We start from the raw sequence: 16,302 nt of genomic DNA on the forward strand, positions 1-16,302 counted from the left end.
TCTTCCTGTAATACCATCCGAACTCTGGGGATCGCTGGAAACTTTCGATTTGCTTCAGATCCCGCAACGCCTGTGTTGAAATTTCATAACCTTTGCGGATGCCACCTTTTCGGACTGCCCAGCGCCATCTGCCCTAGCCGAGCTATCCCTGCTCCAGCCGCCACAGCATATCCTGCACTTGCAGCACGCGATGAGATTCGTGCTTCGCAGCAAACAGGTCGCGGGCGCGTTGCAAGTGGTTGGCGGCGGCTTGGGCGTTGTGCTGCTTGTAAAACACCATGCCCAGTCGATAGTGGGTTTCGGCATCGTCGGGATGGCTCTGAAGTGCCTGCTGATAGTGGGCGATCGCCGCTTCGGGAGTGCTGGGCACAGGGGACGATTTTGCCCGTTCCGGTTTGATCACAGGCTCAGGAGCGGGAGCGGCCACAAACTCGCTAATTAAGCTGGCGACTTTCTCCTTATGCCTCAGGCCGGGATAGAGGTTGCGCGTCATTGGAAAGCGATCGCCCGATTTCAGGTGCAGCACAATCCGTCCGGTCGATCGCGATTTGCCTGTGCCCTGCTCCACGTCTGCATAGGCCACTTGATGCAGCAGCAGCACCGATTCTTTTTGCCCAATTGCGCCCTGGCGGATATGGTGCAGTTTGCCGCTGGCTTTGTCTAGCGTGGCGTGGTTAATCTCGCACATGCCCAGCAGCCCGCCAATCCCCATTGCCGCAGTGATGCCGCCGATGAATAACATCGCTACTCGGTCGTCATTTTCGACGTAGAGCGAGGGCTGGGTGTTGTCCATGAAAAAAGCGTTGACTCGGTTGGCGATCGCCTCCTGACGACTCCAGCTTGACGACCTAGAACTGAGCGTGATGGATTGGCTCTTGGTTCGCAGAATCACGCTGTAGCGAACACTGCCGCGTCCACTCGATCGCCGCTTTACGACTGCCCCACGAATGCTGCTGGAAGGAATCGGGCGACGGGTAGACACTAGGAAATTGCTCTCCTCTAGCGTGCATTGGGCGCTGAGCGTTGAAACGCGCTGGCACGAAAAAATCGTGTGCCTGCCCAAAGGCATGATGCCCAGCCCGAGCAGCGCTATCGGAAAAAACGTGAGCCACAGCGACCAGCCGCGATCGCGCAGTTTTAGCCGCCCTGGGGTTTGCTCCACAATCTGCATAGTCCCGCTCCGCCGTCTGGCACTCTATCCATAGCCTCAGTGTGCCCATCAGCGACTCCGGAAACCGCGAAGCAGCCGCGAACGGAAACCATCAGAACTTCATCATGGCGTGGATGCAAGATTTCGCTGTCTAAAGCGCGTCCGGATCAATGCCAAGCTCGCGCAGCTTTGCCGCAAGCTGCTCGGCCCGCTGCTGTTCTTGGAGAGCGACTTCGGCAGGGGTGGGAACGAGCACACCGTCGGGGGTAAAAAAGCGCAGCCTGCGGTCCTGGATGCCGAGGAAAAGCTGGAGTTGTTCGCTCCACAGCCAGTTGCGATCGCCCGGTTGTAGGGGCTGATACTGTCCACCCACAAGCGTAAATCCGGCAAATTCCAGCGTTACTGGGTCAAACCAGAAATAATCAAACACTCGCAGCACGTCCTGATAAAGCTGCTTTTTCGCGCCGCGATCTTGCTGGGCTGTGCTGTTCGACAAAATTTCGATAATCACGTTGGGCGTTTTGCCGTCCTCTTCCCAAACAGTCCAGCTTTTGCGCGGGCGCTTTTCCGTATTCAGCACCACGAAGAAATCGGGGCCGCGAAAGTCGCGGGTCTTGATTTTGCTCGTACTGTAGTAAATCGTAAGATTGCCGCTGGCGTAATAGTCCGTGCGATCGCGCCACAGCCAGTTCAGGCACTCCAAAAACAGAATCATTTGCTGGAGATGAAGATCAGATTCCAAAGGCGGCTCGTCGCTGTCAAGATTACAGGGAGGCATCACGGGCAACTCGCGATCGCCCTCCTCCGAAAAGCGAGCTTCGGCAGGCTCCTCCAGCGCAGATTGCTCAGGCGACAATTGCACCGGGTCTGACGGATCAAGCTCTGGCGTATCTGGCGCGAGGAGTTCGGGTTCTGGCATCGGCAGCGTGCCCCCACGACGAGCGTCCAACTGCCTTCAGTTTAGTGGATTCGGTCGAGTGGACAGGGGGCGGGGTATTGGGGTGTCAGGATGTTGGAGTGTTCGCGAAGGGTGGTGACGAGAAAGGGCGATCGCCCGTCCCCCACCCTACGGTATTGTGAAAACAGGTCGCCTGACCCCTGAAACCTGACCCTTGATCCCTCATGACCGCCGTTTCGCCCAACGCCCACAAAAAAGCCCGCGCCCTCAAACCCGGCAGCCGTCGCCCCGCCAAGGAACTGTGTAGCGAGTGCGGCCTCTGCGATACGTACTATGTGCATTACGTGAAGGAAGCCTGCGCCTTTATCAACCAGCAGATTGCCGACCTAGAGCAGGAATTTCACGGGCGCAGCCGCGATCTGTCCCAAGAAAACGATGTGTACTTTGGGGTGCATCAAGACATGATGGCAGCCCGCAAGACCCAGCCCATCGAAGGGGCCCAGTGGACGGGCATCGTCAGCAGCATTGCCATTGAAATGCTGAACCGGGGGCTGGTGGAAGGGGTGGTCTGCGTGCAAAACACGGAGGAGGATCGGTTTCAGCCAAAGCCCGTGATCGCTACCACGCCCGAAGAAATCCTGGCGGCGCGGGTCAATAAGCCCACCCTGTCGCCCAACCTGTCGGTGCTGGAGTTGGTAGAGCAGTCGGGCATGAAGCGGCTGCTGGTGATTGGCGTGGGTTGCCAAATCCAGGCGCTACGGGCGGTGCAAGACAAGCTGGGGCTAGAGAAACTCTATGTGCTGGGAACGCCCTGTGTGGACAACGTGACCCGCGCTGGCTTGCAGAAATTTCTCGACACCACCAGCCGATCGCCCGATACGGTGGTCTATTACGAGTTCATGCAGGACTTCCGCGTGCATTTCAAGCACGAAGACGGCTCGACGGAGACGGTGCCGTTTTTTGGGCTGAAGACGAACGAACTGAAGGACGTGTTTGCGCCCTCCTGCATGACCTGTTTTGACTATGTAAACTCGCTGGCGGATTTGGTGGTGGGCTACATGGGCGCACCCTTCGGCTGGCAGTGGATTGTGGTACGAAATGAGACGGGCGCGGAGATGCTGGATCTGGTGAAAGACCAGCTTGAGACGCAGCCTGTGATGTCCCAGGGCGATCGCCATCAAGCCGTGCAAAACAGCATCCCCGCCTACGACAAAGGCGTGACGCTGCCGATGTGGGCGGCCAAGCTAATGGGCGTGGTGATCGAAAAAATTGGCCCCAAAGGGCTGGAATATGCCCGCTTTTCCATCGACTCGCACTTCACCCGCAACTATCTCTACATGAAGCGCAACTATCCCGACAAGCTAGAGCAACACGTCCCCGACTACGCCAAGCGCATCGTGGGGCAATACAAGCTGCCAGAATAGCAGAACGGCTGAGCGTTGCAGGGCTGCATCATTGCACTGCCTGTGGCTCAGCCGTCCAATCAGCCGTCCAAACGGATAGGACTTACATCGTCCAAAACCCAGAAAACCTATCGCAAGTGCGTAGGAACCGGATACTGGCGGAGGTTTGTTGCGGGTTGCCCCTAATCCACCAACCCAAATCGACTAGCATCAATTAAATCGACTAAATCGACAGACCCAGCTTTAGCCCAAAGATGCCGTGGATCAGCAGCAGCGCCAGCGCTACGCTACCCAAGTAAGCGTGAACCGTGCGGAAGCCTTTGCCTTGAGAAAAGCCAAACGCAGCAATCAGCCCATTGACCGCCAGCATTCCTAGCGCCACCGAACCCGTCCAAAAGTGGGGGCTTTGCAAAATGGGCTGGTTTTGCATCACCAGCGACAGGATGCCGCCCGTATAGCCCATTGCGATGAACAGAAACATCAGTCCGGCAATTTTCTTATGGTCTGTGCGCTTTTTTGCGGCCAGCGCGTCGTCGGTCGCCGTCAGCAAGCGGCCCTGCCAGCCCGTCACCGCTGCAAAACTGCCCATCACCAGCACCACAATGCCCATCATCGCGGGGTGCCCCCAATGCACAATCGGCTCTGGCACATTGAGATTGCGAAAGACATCAGCGATGGGGTCTAGCCATTCGCTCAAGCGAGTTGCAAACTCTGACATGGTGTTCTCCTTGCCCTTGGAATGGTTTCTTAAAAAATTGTTAAGCCTGCGCTTAAGCCTATTCTATAGCGGGAACTGGGCTGGACGAAGGGGAAAAGCGCGAGAATCCTGATACGGTATGAATCCTGATGCCCCCTATCCTGAGCAAGAAGCACTTCCACCGGAACTTTCTTCCATTGCTGCGGTCAAGAAGCCCACTCAGGATTGCAATCTGCTCGTTCTGCTCATTTACCCATGCGACTCAATCGGCTATTTTCCAGTCTTCGGACGCGAATTCTGGGTTGGTATATTTTGTTAGTGGCGGCTTCGATGCTGGTGTCGATTGTGGGAATCCGCCAAACGCTGCTGGCTCGCCTGTATGAGCGCATCGAGCAATCGCTGGAGCAAGAGGTGCTGGAGCTGCGCCAGCTCAAAACGGGGCTAAATCCTAGAACCAGCGAGCCGTTTGGGAACGATATTGATGCTCTGTTTCGGGTTTTCCTCAGCCGCAATATTCCCGCCGATAACGAGTTTTTGCTGACGTTTTTGGATGGCGAGTTTGATCGCTCCAGTCCCCGTGCTGTGCCCAAGGTTCTGGATTTATCTAGCCCGCTGGCTCAAGAGTTTGCAGAAATTGCCACACCCCGGCGGCGCTGGGTGACCCTGCCGGATGGGGAAATCATCATTTATCAGGCCGAACCGATTTTTCGGGAAGGTAGCCGGGGCGTGTTTGTCGTCGCGCATCTGCTCTCGGCTGAACTGAGGGGGATAGACGAGGCGATCGCCATCGTGATTCAGGTGATGCTGACGGTGCTGGGGCTGACGGCGGTGGTGGCCTGGTTTGTGGCACAGCGAGCGTTGGAGCCGCTTAATCTGTTGACCCAGGCCGCCAAGACCGTGAGCGAGTCCGATTTAACTCAGCGTATTCCTGTGCATGGTGTAGACGAAATCAGTGAACTGACGCTGCGGTTCAATGAAATGCTAGATCGACTGCAGCTTGCCTTTGCCGCCCAGCGCGATTTCGTCAGCGACGCAGGACACGAACTGCGAACACCAATCACCATTATTCGCGGACATCTGGAACTGCTGAGCGACGACCCCACCGAGCAGCGCGAAACCATTGATCTAGTGACCGATGAGCTAGACCGCATGAGTCGCTTTGTGGATGACTTGCTGCTGCTGGCGAAGGCAGAGCAGCCCAATTTTTTGCGGATGGAAATGGTAGACGTGGCCGCTCTAGCGGAGGCGCTATTTGCCAAGGCAAAAGCCCTGGGCGATCGCCAGTGGCGACTAGAAAATCGTGCTAGGGGCTGGATTGTGGGCGATCGCCAACGGTTGACTCAGGCAGTGATGAATCTGGCCCAAAACGCTACCCAGCACACCCAGCTCAGCGACACCATCACCTTAGGCACAGCGCTCGATCGAGATAAAGTTCGCTTTTGGGTACGCGACACGGGCAAAGGCATTCCCCAAGCGGAACAGGCTCGCATTTTCGAGCGGTTTGCCCGTTCTAATACCAGCAGGCGACGCTCGGAAGGTGCGGGGCTGGGGCTGGCCATCGTGCGGGCGATCGCCCAGGCCCACGGCGGCACTGTCGAACTGGTCAGCCAACCCGATCAGGGCGCAACCTTTACGCTCGTCATCCCGGTTGATCCGCCCTAAAGCCGATGTCAATTTCTCTCCGCAGTGCTATCTGTGAGATTAGCTAAACGCTATGCCAGTCCTTGACTGAGCCAGCAGATCAGTCATCCAAAATTGCCCATCTAAACTTCAAAGCGTTGCTGAACGCAGATATGAATCACCCTGATCCCCCGGACTCTTCTCCTAAGTCGGGAGAAGGGGAGCAAGAGTGGCTTAAAGTCCCTCCCCTCTCTGGAAGAGGGCTTAAGCTTTCGGCGTATCAGAACAGGGTAAGGGGGATCGGCAAAGTTGCACATTGCGATAATCCGAGAAATCGAAAAGCTCACGCCAACCCATTTCAGTCTGATCGAAGTCTGATTGAAATCTGATTGAAATTGGTCGTAAGGTGGAAGGGTTACAAAACTCCCAAACGTTCAAAGATGGGGCCCGTCGGCGATCGCGCAAGATTGCCCGCTGTTTTTTGCGGGCGCGTTCCTAAACGCCCCATAAGCCCACCATAAACCTCCGATAAACTTAACTAGCGGTTCAAAAAACCTGCCATACAATGAAGGTACTGGGAAGATACTGGCGAGGGTATTGTCGCAAGACCAATCCTACCCTCATTGCGGGAGGTGCTTATGCTCGTCATCCTCATGGAAGATCAACTGCTTCAGCCACAGCAGGTGTGTCAAAGCTGCCTGATGGCCGATCGCAGCGGTCAGCCCCGCTGGCAGCAGGGACGGCTGCGCTGCGGCCGCGCCCTGGAAAAGCCGTCGGAAAACCTGCCGGAGCAGTATGAGTGCCAGATGGGGTTCCGCATTGCTAATATTGAGCCGGCCTGAGCGATGTTCTTCAGAGTCGTAGTTATTTGAACATTTTTATTTGAACACTAGTTGTTTGATTTATTTGAACGCTTTTTTCTCTGGAAATTGATAGGTGAGCCACTTGCTGGTTTGCAGGTTTAGGTTCACCAGCAATTCGGCAAAGCGTACCCCTGCCGCCACTGGATCGACGCACGGTGCGCCCAGTTCCTCGCTTAGATAGTCTGCCATACCGCCCATGCCCGCGCAGCCCAGGATAATTGCCTCTGCGCCATCTTCGCTGAGCGCCAGTTCGCCCATGTGAACCAATTCTTCCATCACCGCGTCGGGGTTTGCTTCGCACGCCAGCACGGGCATATCCACGCAGCGGATCGAGGCGCAGCGCTCCATCAGTCCCGTCTTTTTCACGATCGCTTCGACCATGTGGTGGCTGCGGCGCAGCGTGGTGACGACTGACCAGCGGGGGGCGATCGCATTGGCCGCATACATCGACGCTTCGGCAATGCCAACCACAGGCCGGGTCGTCACTTCGCGCACCGCATCCAGCCCCGGATCGCCCCAGCAGGCCAGCACATAGCCGTCCGTCATCGCTTCAGTCCGCTGCACCTCTGCCAGCACATGGGGAATTGCCAGGTATTCGTCGTAGTAGCTCTCGATCGAGGCGGGACCGTGGGCGGGGCAGGTGGTGAGGACTTCTGTTTCTCCAGAAACGTTCGCCGTCGCAATCTGCTCGATGGAGTAGGTCATGTCGCGACTGGTGTTGGGGTTGATGACGTGGAGACGCATTGGAGAGCTTGGGGTTGGGGGGAGCGATGGCTAAAGATGGCCGAAGGCGTTGGGCAGGTAGTGTTGCAGAGTGAGAGTGTAGTGGGCGATCGCCACGGGATGACCCAGCCGGATAGTGCCGTCTGGGAGGCTGCAATCGGGGCCGCTGTTCTGGGCAGGAGAATCAGAAGACTCAACAGAGCGCGATCGCCCCGCCACCAACGCCACGTCAAATCGGCAGTTGCTCCCGGCCCATTCTGGATATTCTGCCAGAAACAACTCCGCCGCCTGCCACAGCTTTGCCTGCTTTTGCGGCGTGACGGCCAGCAGACCGCCCGCGTCCCATCCCGCGTTTCGCCGTGCCTTCACTTCGACAAAAGCTAGCGTAGCAGCCGCCCCAGAAGATTCTGGTAGCTGGGCAACCAAATCCAACTCACCCCAGCGACAGCGCCACCGCTGCTGCAAAATGGTTGCCCCCTGCTGAACAAGCCACCGCGCTACCAGCGTTTCGGCCAAGCGCCCAAACTCACCCGATGCCGAGATGCGGGGATTTGGAACAGACTGAGGAGAGCGCTTGGGCATGGGGCTTCAAAAGGTGAATCAGGGTGAATCAATAGGGATGAATCAAGGGGGGTGAATCAAGGGGGGTGAATCAAGGGCAGAGATGGGCTGGGCGATCGCAGACTTTGGCAGGGATTCGGGTAGGATCAGTAAGGAAGAAGTCGTGTTGATTCTTGATTTTGGATTTGCGATCTTGGATTCGCAATTTTGGATTGCTAGTCAGGGGTCTGCGGGTCTTCCTGCAATTTCATCCATAGTGCCACTCCAGAGAATTGACATAATCTTCTGTAGGGCTTTCCTGCAATTAATTTCTGCAATCAACTTCTGCAATCAACATAGCTTACTGTGCAACTTGGGATGCCAGGTAGGATGCTGGGTCAGATGCTAGACAAAAGAATAATGTATGTAGACAAAAGAATAATGCATGAAGTCTGGGCGCGGCTGGTGCGATGTGTCAATGGTGCTGAGCTTTGGCAATGTCTGCAAGCCTTGCTTTTGCCAGCCCGGCGGATGCTGGTGTGGAGCTTGGTGCTGGTGGGGGCGATCGCCCTACTGTCTCCGGTTCCTGCCCTAGCGCTCGACTATAACCGCGAAAACCTGGTCGATGCCGACTTTTCGGGGCGCGACCTCACCGACTCCAGCTTTACCAAAGCCAACCTCCGCAACGCCAACCTCAGCCACACGCAGCTACAGGGCGTTAGCTTCTTTGCGGCAAATCTGGAAGATGCCAACCTGGAAGCAGCTAACCTGACCAACGCCACCCTCGATTCGGCTCGCCTGGTGGAAGCTAACCTCAAAAACGCCATTCTGGAAGGTGCGTTTGCCTTTAACGCCCGATTTGAGGGCGCAATCATCGACGGGGCAGACTTTACCGATGTGCTGCTGCGGGAGGATATGCAGGACAAGCTCTGTGCGGTGGCTCAGGGCACGAATCCGGTTACAGGTCGCAACACCCGCGACACGCTGAATTGTTTTTAGCGCTTCCCGTAAGATTAAACGCTAAACCTCTTGCGTGAATCGTTGGGCGGCGGCGCTGCCCAACGATTCACGCTCTCAGAAAAGCATTTGTGCGAGAAGTCTACTCATTAAACACTAAGTAGTACAAAATACAATCTTGCACAAAAAAATCCCGTGCTTCATTCACACGGGATTGGGTCGATTAGTTAGCTAGCTGTCTATTTCTGTGCGATACCAGCCTTTTGCAAGGCCAGATTTGGGCTTACTCGCCAAGGGCGATCGCAAACGAGAGCGAACTCGTACCCGCTTGCTCTAGCTCCACCTGCACCGAGTAAGATTGCAGCGCTTCTACCTCCAGCAGTTCCAGGCTGACGGGGCCAGCATTGGCACGATGGGCAGTCTTTTCAACCTCGCTGCTTTGCAACTTCAGCCGTCCAGCGCAAGGCAGGTTCGCCACCAGGCGCAGGCTGCCCGATTCTAGCAGCATTGCCCGCAGAGTCAGCAAGCCAGCCGTGGTGTGCCACTCGCGCTCCAGCGTTGGCTGAGATGGGGAAACCGTCAGCACCAGCGTATTCAAAATTTCCCGCGCCGCCACCAGCGACAGCAACATTTGCTGAGGCTGGGTCGCTGCATCATAGTGGTCGAGTACGCCTTCCAGCACCGGGGCCGAGGTTCCGGAGCGGGCTGGAGCCGCCATGACATAGCCAGCCAAGTGGTTCAGCGCATCTGATTCACCAGGAAACAGAGCTTCTACGGCTTGCACCAGCTTTCTGCCTTCTTGCAATGAGGATTGCAGGAGGGATTGGCACTGTTCCAGCAAGCGATTCAGCACGCCTTCGGGCATCGGCACGGGCAGGTTGAGTGCCTGCATTTGGGATGCCCAAACAGTTGCAGTCGCCAGCTCTGGCGCGAGGGCATCTTCATACTCTCGCACTTCGGTTTCCCAGGGATAGAGGGGCGGTCGGCGCTCGATTTCCTCCCGCAACCGATGTCTCAACAAAGCATAAAAACGGTCTTGCACAGCAGGTATCTCTCCTGAATGGGATAATGGTGTGTCTTGAAAAGAAAAAACGTCCGACCCGGTCAAGTGGTTCAACAGCGTGTTGATCTCTTCCGAGTCGAGCAGATTATCGTGATTCGATTGCGGATGTGCTGCATCCAACGCATCACGTCCAGCGTCTGAGCTGGTTTCCCCTGATGGTGCAGCAGTTGATTGATCTAGCTGTTGTAGGAGCCAGGAAACAATATCCTCAGCTTCTGAGTCACTATTCATCCCCTGCTACCCCTGCTCCGGACACAACATTGTTACGAATTTCCCAGGCCAGTTCTAGCAATTTAGACCATTGTTTTTGCACTTGGGTTGCCGTGCAGCCAAGAGATTGGGCGATCGCCCCGTCGGGTCTACCCTGCTGTTTGAGTTTTAGCATCTCTTGCTGGGTTGTGCTGAGGCGGCTGAGCAGTTCGTCCCACTGCTGCGGCGTTAGCCCCAGATTTCGCTCCAGGTCTGCCTCTAGCCATTGATGCACCAGTTCCCAGTGATGCGACATGGCAAAGCGAATCAGGTGATACTTGAACCGCTGCTGCAAATAGTCGCGCTGGCGGGGCGTAAGTCCCAGAATTTTTTCGATTTCCTGCGTCGGCAAATCCTGGAGCCGTAGCGTGAAATAGTCGGCACAGTCCTTTTGCTGGCGCTCTTCCAAATAGCTGAGCAGTTCTGCCACCACAGTATGCCGCAGAGAGTCTTCTTCCACCTCTGGCTCTTGGGCGACCATCTGCTCTCGCACTTGCTGCATGGGTGCGCCGCTGCGGGATTGGTCGGTTTCGCCCGTTGCGCCCTCGGCGGCCTGCTCCATGTCCACCATCGTTTCAGGTGGCTGCTGCTGAGAAAAGGTCTGCGCCCGCAGAATGATCAGCTGCTGACTGCGGCGACCCGGCAGCGGAATCCGCCGCTTGCCATAACGCTCGGTAAAGGCCATATATTCCGCCAGATCCAGCGCGGTACGCGGGCTGTAGCTAGGGGCAAGCTGATTCTCACGTCGGAAGGCGTTGATGGCTTCGATGTAAAAGATTTGCAGAAAATCTTCGATCAGCCCTAGTCGCGCCTGATAGCTGGACTGCACCTGGGGCGGCGTGATGTAGCGATAGACCACGGCGCTGAGGGTGCTATGCAAGTCAACCCGACCCCGGCGCGACCCAAGCTGGTAATATTTCAAACACTGCTTAAGTCGGTGACGGGCAAGGGCAACCGACCAGGCATCGACCTCTCCAGACGACTGAATGCGCTTGCTTTCTGAACAAATGCGGGCGACCTCTCCGGTAATGCGGGATGCCACGTCGCGGCAGTTTTGCTCAGACGCACGGGTGCATTGCTTCAGCTCGTTAAAAACCAGGTTAAAAATAGCCTCCACGCCTTGGGTGCTCTCTCCCTGATGGATGTAGATCGTTACAACGTTAACACACCCCTACGGAGTGGCAAGGGTGGGGTAGTGCAGCCCCAGTCTGTGGCAGACTGGCGTTCTCGATCAACAGCCTGATTCAAGTCAAGTCAGCAAGCCTACGGGTTGCTGGAGGGCGCTATTGTAGCGCTCCGAGGGAAACAGCCGTTGCTTCAGCAAGCTTTGCTTTACCGCTCTGCTTTACTAAAGCCGCCGGCTAAAGCCGCTACCTAAAGCCACCAACTAAAGTTGCCACCTTTAGGAGTGATTCAGCGGCGATCGCCCGCCGTCCGTACAAAACCTGTACAAAAAGCATCTGTACGGAAACATCAGGCGGGCAAGCTAGACTCGTAAACGAGCTTCTGAACTAGACTGATGAGGATGATAGCCCAAAGCACACAGAGCGTCGTCAGTACTCAACGTCACGCAACACACAACGCCATTAGCAAACGGTATGACTCTGGATCAGCAGCTTCAAGACCTCGTTCAAAATGCTCCCCAAGACGGTGCAACGCCCGCAGCAGTGGCAACGATCGCCCCTGCTCTCAGGGAGATTGCTCAACAGCTTCGCCACCTCCAATATTACATATTACAAACCCTTGAGCAGCAATGGGTGATGACGACTTTAAACCATCGCAGCCAGACCAATGCTCAAAAAAACGTCGTCTACGCCTTCGCCAGCCTAAAGGACGCAACGGCGAATCCGCTGGCAAAAGATCCCCAGATTATGGCGTTTCCAATGCCCGTCACGCACATCCTGTTTCAACTGGTAGCGATGACTAGCGTGGACAGCATTATCTTTTTTGAAGTGCCGGGGAATCTGAATACGGGCACTGAGGTCACTCGTGCCAACCTGCAAGCGCTGATTCAGGCGTTTTTGCAGCAGTCTCAGGGCAAAGCGCAAGTGCCGCCTGATATTGCATAGGCTTCGACTGCTAACACGGCTTGCCCAAAATCCGTCATATGCAGATAGCAAGCCGTGCTTTGTAGTTTATTTGCAGCGTATCGGTTCGCAGCGTATCGGTTCGCAGCGTATCGGTTCGCAGCGTATCGGTTCACAGCTTATTGGTTCGCAGCTTATTAGCTTACGGCTTATTGGTTTGCGGTTCATTGCTGTTGGCCTTTGGGAGACTGTGGGGAACTATAAAATGTAGATGAAGCAGGCTGGATGTCCGCTGTCCGCATGTTCTGCTTGAGCAGCTTGTTTTTTACTCTCCGCGCAGGCCTATGAATGCTCCCAGCAATGCCTTCAGGCGCGCCAACGACAGCTTCCGAAAAGCCGACCATGCAAGCTGGCATCGTCACCAGAGTCGCCTGCATATTTTGCGATCGCAGCTTGGGTTTACCGAAACGTCTCCTTCTCGCCCCAAGTCTTGCCTGGGCTGCGAACATTATCACGGGGTTGCCTATGGCTATGGCGATCGCCGTCAAATGCTGATCTGCGGGTTTCATCCTTTTGGCTGGGAAGGTGAACTTTGTCCCGATTGGAGCGAAGGCCTGTAGGACTCTTTTAAAGAGCTTTTCTAAAGAGCTTTTCTAAAGAACGCTTCTAGAGAGCTTTTTTACTTCTAGAGAGCTTTTTTAAACAAAAGGCAAGCGGCGATGCCGTTGGTTCTAATCATCAACAAAATGACCGTCAAGATTGATATAAATCTATGGCCATTTCTTTTTTTATCGAATATTTTCGATGATTTACCACGGCAGCCTTGCCCCTACAGTGGATACCATGCAAGAGGCTCGTGGATTTTTTTGTAAAACTTGTGGAATTTACTGCGCTGAATAGATTGCGCTCAGCTTGCATGACTTTGAAGACTCATCGGGCACGATTGGCCCTGATTCCTGTGGTTGCATTGGCTCTGCTGCTGGGCGTGTGGAGCCTGTTTCCGACCGTGGCGATCGCCCGCACCGCCCCCCGTTCTGAACCGCTGTCGATCCAGCCCTACATCGATCGGGTGGTCGATCGCGTAACCGAATTTACCCTCGACAATGGCATGAAATTCATCGTGCTAGAGCGGCATCAGGCTCCGGTAATTTCGTTCATGACCTATGTAAATGTGGGAGCGGCCTACGAAGCCGCAGGCAAAACCGGAGCCGCCCATTTCCTGGAGCATCTGGCATTTAAGGGCACAACCCGCCTGGGCACCAGCGACTACGCCGCTGAACGGCCGCTGCTAGCTCGACTGGATCGGCTATTTGACCGCATCCAGGTGGCCAAGGCCGCAGGGCAGACGGGTCGCGCCGCAGAGCTACAGGAAGAGTTTGACCGAGTGCGATCGCAGGCCGCGCAATACGTCCGCCAAAACGAATATGGGCAGGTGGTGGAACGGGCAGGCGGCGTAGGGCTAAACGCGACCACCTCCGCGGACGCAACGCGCTACTTCTACAGCTTTCCGGCCAACAAGCTGGAACTATGGATGTCGCTAGAGTCCGACCGATTCCTTGATCCCGTCTTTCGTGAGTTTTACGAAGAAAAGGACGTAATCCTGGAAGAGCGGCGAATGCGGACGGACAACTCGCCCATCGGCAAGATGGTGGAAGCATTTCTAGAAGCGGGCTTTCCAGATCATCCCTACGGCCGCCCAATCATCGGCTACGAAGAAGATATTCGCAACCTGACCCGCCGAGATATTCAGGACTTTTTCGACACCTATTACACGCCAGACCGCATCACAATAGCGGTGGTGGGCGACGTTGATCCCGCCGAGGTGAAGCGGTTGGCAGAGATTTACTTTGGTCGCTTCCGCACTCGCAGCCGCGCCCCAAACATTACGGCTCCTCCGCCAAACCAGACCGGGCCGCGAGAAGTGGTGCTGCGACAGAAGACGGAACCCTGGTATTTGGTCGGCTATCAGCGCCCTGCCAGCGACGATGCCGACAATGCCACTTATCAGATTTTAGCCTCTGTGCTGACGGGCGGCCGCACCTCCCGACTCTACAAATCGCTGGTGGAAACGGGCATCTCGCTGAGTACGGATGTGGCAAATGGCTTTCCGGGCGATCGCTATTCCAACATGATGCTATTTTTCGCCCAAACCGCACCGGGACACACCATTGACGAAATCGCCACCATCCTCAACGCTGAGCTAGAGCGGCTGAAGACGGAGCCAGTCGCGCCCGCAGAACTAGAGCGGGTGAAGACCCAGGCGCGGGCAGGAATGCTGCAACTGCTGGCATCGAATCGGGGCATGGCTAGCCTGTTGCCGGAATATGAAGCAAATACTGGAGACTGGCGCAATTTATTTGAAGACCTGAAGGCGTTTGAATCGGTGACGGCAGAAGACGTGCAGCGGGTCGCCCAGTCGCTATTTGTGCCGCAAAAGCTGACGATTGGTAAGCTGCTGCCGGAGGAGTAGGGGGTAGGGGTTGAATGTGCAGCGCCAGGGCAGGAAAGATTTAGAGATTTAGAAGGCATGAGGAAAGTGTGGATGACGGCTTTGCAATCGAACTGGCGGCTCGGCTTGCGCTCGAAATGGCTACGGCGATTGGCATGGGGGGCGATCGCCCCGCTGCTGCTGCTGGGGCTATGGCTCACCCCTGACCCAGTGCGGGCAGCGCCTGCGGTGCCCTACGACCAGCTCACCTTTCCGCCGCTGCCACCTGTGCAACTGCCGGAATACACCCAGTTTCAGCTAGACAACGGGCTGATGGTGTATCTGGTCGAAGACCACGAATTGCCCCTGGTGAGCGGCACGGCCATCTTTCGCGTCGGGAGCCGCTGGGAGCCAGCCGACAAGGTGGGGCTGAGCGGCATTACGGGCGAGGTGATGCGGAGTGGTGGCACGCTCCAACACTCGCCCGACGACCTGAACGCCCTGCTGGAAAGCCGCGCCGCCTACGTGGAAACCGGCATCAGCAATGCGTCGGGCAATGCCAGCTTCTATTCTCTCAGCGAAGACCTGCCAGAGGTGTTTGGGCTGTTTGCCGAGGTGATTCGCCAGCCCGCCTTTGCACCTGACAAGTTTGCGCTGGTGAAAAACCAGCGACGCGGCTTCATTGCCCGCCGCAATGATGACCCCGATGACATTGCCCGCCGCGAATTTTTTAAGCTCATCTACGGCCCGCAGAGTCCCTACGCCCGCACGACAGAATACGCCACCCTCGACCGCATTCAGCGCGAAGATGCGATCGCCTACCATCGCACCTACTTCCATCCCAACAATATGCTGCTGGGCATCGTGGGCGACTTTGACAGTGCCGAAATGCGATCGCTCATCGAAGCCCAGTTTGGCGATTGGGAGCGCAACCCAGCGTTGGACAATTCCGACCTCAATCCCCTGCCCGCGGTGGCCCAGGCGCAACCGGGCGGCATTTTCCTAGTCGATCGGCCCCAGTTGACTCAGAGCAGCGTACTAATCGGACATCTGGGCGGCAAATTGAGCGATCCCGACTATGCCCCTATGACTGTGCTGAACGACGTGCTAAATGGCTTTGGCGGGCGGCTGGTGAACGAAGTGCGATCGCGCCAAGGACTCGCCTACGTGGTCTATGCCTACTGGTCGCCTCAGTTTGACTATCCGGGCGTGTTTGTGGGCGGCGGCCAGACCCGCTCCGATGCCACCGTTCCCTTTATCCAGGCGCTCAAGACGGAAATCGAGCGAGTCCGCACAACGCCCGTGTCCGATGACGAGCTACAGCAGGCTAAGGACTCAGCCCTCAACGCCTTTGTGTTTAACTTTGAAACGCCGGGGCAAACGCTCTCTCGCCTGATGCGCTACGAATACTATGGCTATCCCAAGGACTTTATCTTCCAGTACCAGAGACAGGTCGAAGCCACCACCGCCGAAGACATACTCCGCGCCGCCCAGACCTATCTCCAGCCCGATAAGCTGGTGACGCTGGTGGTGGGCAATGCCGCTGCGATTCAGCCGCCGCTTTCGACCCTAGGGAGCAGCCCGCAGCCGATTGATATCACGATCCCGGAGTAGGAGAGACGGGAAAAATGAAGAACGAAGAACGAAAAATGAAAAACGAAACCTCTTCGTTCTTCGTTCTTCT

The 16,302-nt window shown here is 56.2% G+C and carries 15 protein-coding genes; 8 read left to right on the plus strand and 7 right to left on the minus strand.

Translation table 11 applies throughout. The annotated features are described in order from the left end of the window. Positions 1-142: 142 nt before the first annotated feature. A complete protein-coding gene (locus HPC62_RS06240) occupies positions 143-1,171 on the minus strand; it encodes a tetratricopeptide repeat protein (RefSeq protein WP_172354239.1) in 1,029 nt (342 codons plus the stop codon). Positions 1,172-1,301: 130 nt separating this feature from the next. Further along, positions 1,302-1,928: a Uma2 family endonuclease gene (locus HPC62_RS06245; protein ID WP_205371430.1), complete on the minus strand. Its 627-nt coding sequence runs from the start codon at positions 1,926-1,928 to the stop codon at positions 1,302-1,304. 344 nt (positions 1,929-2,272) lie between these two features. On the opposite strand from HPC62_RS06245, the gene HPC62_RS06250 reads away from it, so the two are divergent. Beyond that, positions 2,273-3,472, plus strand: coding sequence for a Coenzyme F420 hydrogenase/dehydrogenase, beta subunit C-terminal domain (locus HPC62_RS06250; protein WP_172354240.1), 1,200 nt, complete (start codon positions 2,273-2,275; stop codon positions 3,470-3,472). Between the two features lie 202 nt (positions 3,473-3,674). On the opposite strand, the gene HPC62_RS06255 is transcribed toward HPC62_RS06250, so the two are convergent. Beyond that, positions 3,675-4,169, minus strand: coding sequence for a DUF4079 domain-containing protein (locus HPC62_RS06255; RefSeq protein ID WP_172354241.1), 495 nt, complete (start codon positions 4,167-4,169; stop codon positions 3,675-3,677). 234 nt (positions 4,170-4,403) lie between these two features. On the opposite strand from HPC62_RS06255, the gene HPC62_RS06260 reads away from it, so the two are divergent. Together HPC62_RS06260 and HPC62_RS06265 are read left to right on the plus strand one after the other, a co-directional pair. Further along, positions 4,404-5,810 carry a sensor histidine kinase gene (locus HPC62_RS06260; protein WP_172354242.1) on the plus strand — a complete coding sequence of 469 codons (1,407 nt, stop codon included), beginning with the start codon at positions 4,404-4,406 and terminating at the stop codon, positions 5,808-5,810. Between the two features lie 596 nt (positions 5,811-6,406). Then, on the plus strand, positions 6,407-6,610 hold the full coding sequence (locus tag HPC62_RS06265; protein ID WP_172354243.1) for a hypothetical protein: 204 nt from the start codon (positions 6,407-6,409) through the stop codon (positions 6,608-6,610). A gap of 60 nt (positions 6,611-6,670) precedes the next feature. Here HPC62_RS06265 and HPC62_RS06270 read toward each other — a convergent pair whose 3' ends face one another. Together HPC62_RS06270 and HPC62_RS06275 are read right to left on the minus strand one after the other, a co-directional pair. Continuing rightward, complete coding sequence (locus HPC62_RS06270) at positions 6,671-7,375, minus strand: aspartate/glutamate racemase family protein (protein WP_172354244.1); 705 nt, start codon at positions 7,373-7,375, stop codon at positions 6,671-6,673. A 30-nt stretch (positions 7,376-7,405) separates the two neighbouring features. Further along, positions 7,406-7,936, minus strand: coding sequence for a YraN family protein (locus HPC62_RS06275; RefSeq protein WP_172354245.1), 531 nt, complete (start codon positions 7,934-7,936; stop codon positions 7,406-7,408). A gap of 489 nt (positions 7,937-8,425) precedes the next feature. On the opposite strand from HPC62_RS06275, the gene HPC62_RS06280 reads away from it, so the two are divergent. Beyond that, positions 8,426-8,893, plus strand: coding sequence for a pentapeptide repeat-containing protein (locus HPC62_RS06280; protein ID WP_205371428.1), 468 nt, complete (start codon positions 8,426-8,428; stop codon positions 8,891-8,893). Positions 8,894-9,134: 241 nt separating this feature from the next. Here HPC62_RS06280 and HPC62_RS06285 read toward each other — a convergent pair whose 3' ends face one another. Both HPC62_RS06285 and hetZ read right to left on the minus strand, forming a co-directional pair. Beyond that, entirely contained in the window at positions 9,135-9,893 is a 759-nt protein-coding gene (locus tag HPC62_RS06285) for a PatU (protein WP_172354247.1), read from the minus strand. Positions 9,894-10,137: 244 nt separating this feature from the next. Beyond that, complete coding sequence (gene hetZ, locus HPC62_RS06290; RefSeq protein WP_172354248.1) at positions 10,138-11,280, minus strand: heterocyst differentiation protein HetZ; 1,143 nt, start codon at positions 11,278-11,280, stop codon at positions 10,138-10,140. 481 nt (positions 11,281-11,761) lie between these two features. Between hetZ and HPC62_RS06295 the strand changes: the two genes are divergently transcribed. From HPC62_RS06295 to HPC62_RS06310, 4 genes are all read left to right on the plus strand, one after another. Then, a complete protein-coding gene (locus HPC62_RS06295; RefSeq protein WP_172354249.1) occupies positions 11,762-12,232 on the plus strand; it encodes a hypothetical protein in 471 nt (156 codons plus the stop codon). A gap of 302 nt (positions 12,233-12,534) precedes the next feature. Continuing rightward, positions 12,535-12,810, plus strand: coding sequence for a hypothetical protein (locus HPC62_RS06300; protein WP_172354250.1), 276 nt, complete (start codon positions 12,535-12,537; stop codon positions 12,808-12,810). 296 nt (positions 12,811-13,106) lie between these two features. Continuing rightward, the gene (locus HPC62_RS06305; protein WP_172354251.1) at positions 13,107-14,660 is read left to right on the plus strand and encodes a M16 family metallopeptidase; all 1,554 of its coding nucleotides are present in this window, start codon (positions 13,107-13,109) and stop codon (positions 14,658-14,660) included. A 72-nt stretch (positions 14,661-14,732) separates the two neighbouring features. After that, entirely contained in the window at positions 14,733-16,232 is a 1,500-nt protein-coding gene (locus HPC62_RS06310) for a M16 family metallopeptidase (protein ID WP_205369847.1), read from the plus strand. Positions 16,233-16,302 lie beyond the last annotated feature (70 nt).

Source organism: Thermoleptolyngbya sichuanensis A183 (genome assembly GCF_013177315.1).
Lineage (GTDB): Bacteria > Cyanobacteriota > Cyanobacteriia > Elainellales > Elainellaceae > Thermoleptolyngbya > Thermoleptolyngbya sichuanensis.

Bases quoted from the DNA above. Each gene is read 5' to 3' on its own strand.
- HPC62_RS06240 (WP_172354239.1), bottom strand. From the start codon at position 1,171: ATGCAGATTGTGGAGCAAACCCCAGGGCGGCTAAAACTGCGCGATCGC.
- HPC62_RS06245 (WP_205371430.1), bottom strand. From the start codon at position 1,928: ATGCCTCCCTGTAATCTTGACAGCGACGAGCCGCCTTTGGAATCTGAT.
- HPC62_RS06250 (WP_172354240.1), top strand. From the start codon at position 2,273: ATGACCGCCGTTTCGCCCAACGCCCACAAAAAAGCCCGCGCCCTCAAA.
- HPC62_RS06255 (WP_172354241.1), bottom strand. From the start codon at position 4,169: ATGTCAGAGTTTGCAACTCGCTTGAGCGAATGGCTAGACCCCATCGCT.
- HPC62_RS06260 (WP_172354242.1), top strand. From the start codon at position 4,404: ATGCGACTCAATCGGCTATTTTCCAGTCTTCGGACGCGAATTCTGGGT.
- HPC62_RS06265 (WP_172354243.1), top strand. From the start codon at position 6,407: ATGCTCGTCATCCTCATGGAAGATCAACTGCTTCAGCCACAGCAGGTG.
- HPC62_RS06270 (WP_172354244.1), bottom strand. From the start codon at position 7,375: ATGCGTCTCCACGTCATCAACCCCAACACCAGTCGCGACATGACCTAC.
- HPC62_RS06275 (WP_172354245.1), bottom strand. From the start codon at position 7,936: ATGCCCAAGCGCTCTCCTCAGTCTGTTCCAAATCCCCGCATCTCGGCA.
- HPC62_RS06280 (WP_205371428.1), top strand. From the start codon at position 8,426: ATGCTGGTGTGGAGCTTGGTGCTGGTGGGGGCGATCGCCCTACTGTCT.
- HPC62_RS06295 (WP_172354249.1), top strand. From the start codon at position 11,762: ATGACTCTGGATCAGCAGCTTCAAGACCTCGTTCAAAATGCTCCCCAA.
- HPC62_RS06300 (WP_172354250.1), top strand. From the start codon at position 12,535: ATGAATGCTCCCAGCAATGCCTTCAGGCGCGCCAACGACAGCTTCCGA.
- HPC62_RS06305 (WP_172354251.1), top strand. From the start codon at position 13,107: ATGACTTTGAAGACTCATCGGGCACGATTGGCCCTGATTCCTGTGGTT.
- HPC62_RS06310 (WP_205369847.1), top strand. From the start codon at position 14,733: ATGACGGCTTTGCAATCGAACTGGCGGCTCGGCTTGCGCTCGAAATGG.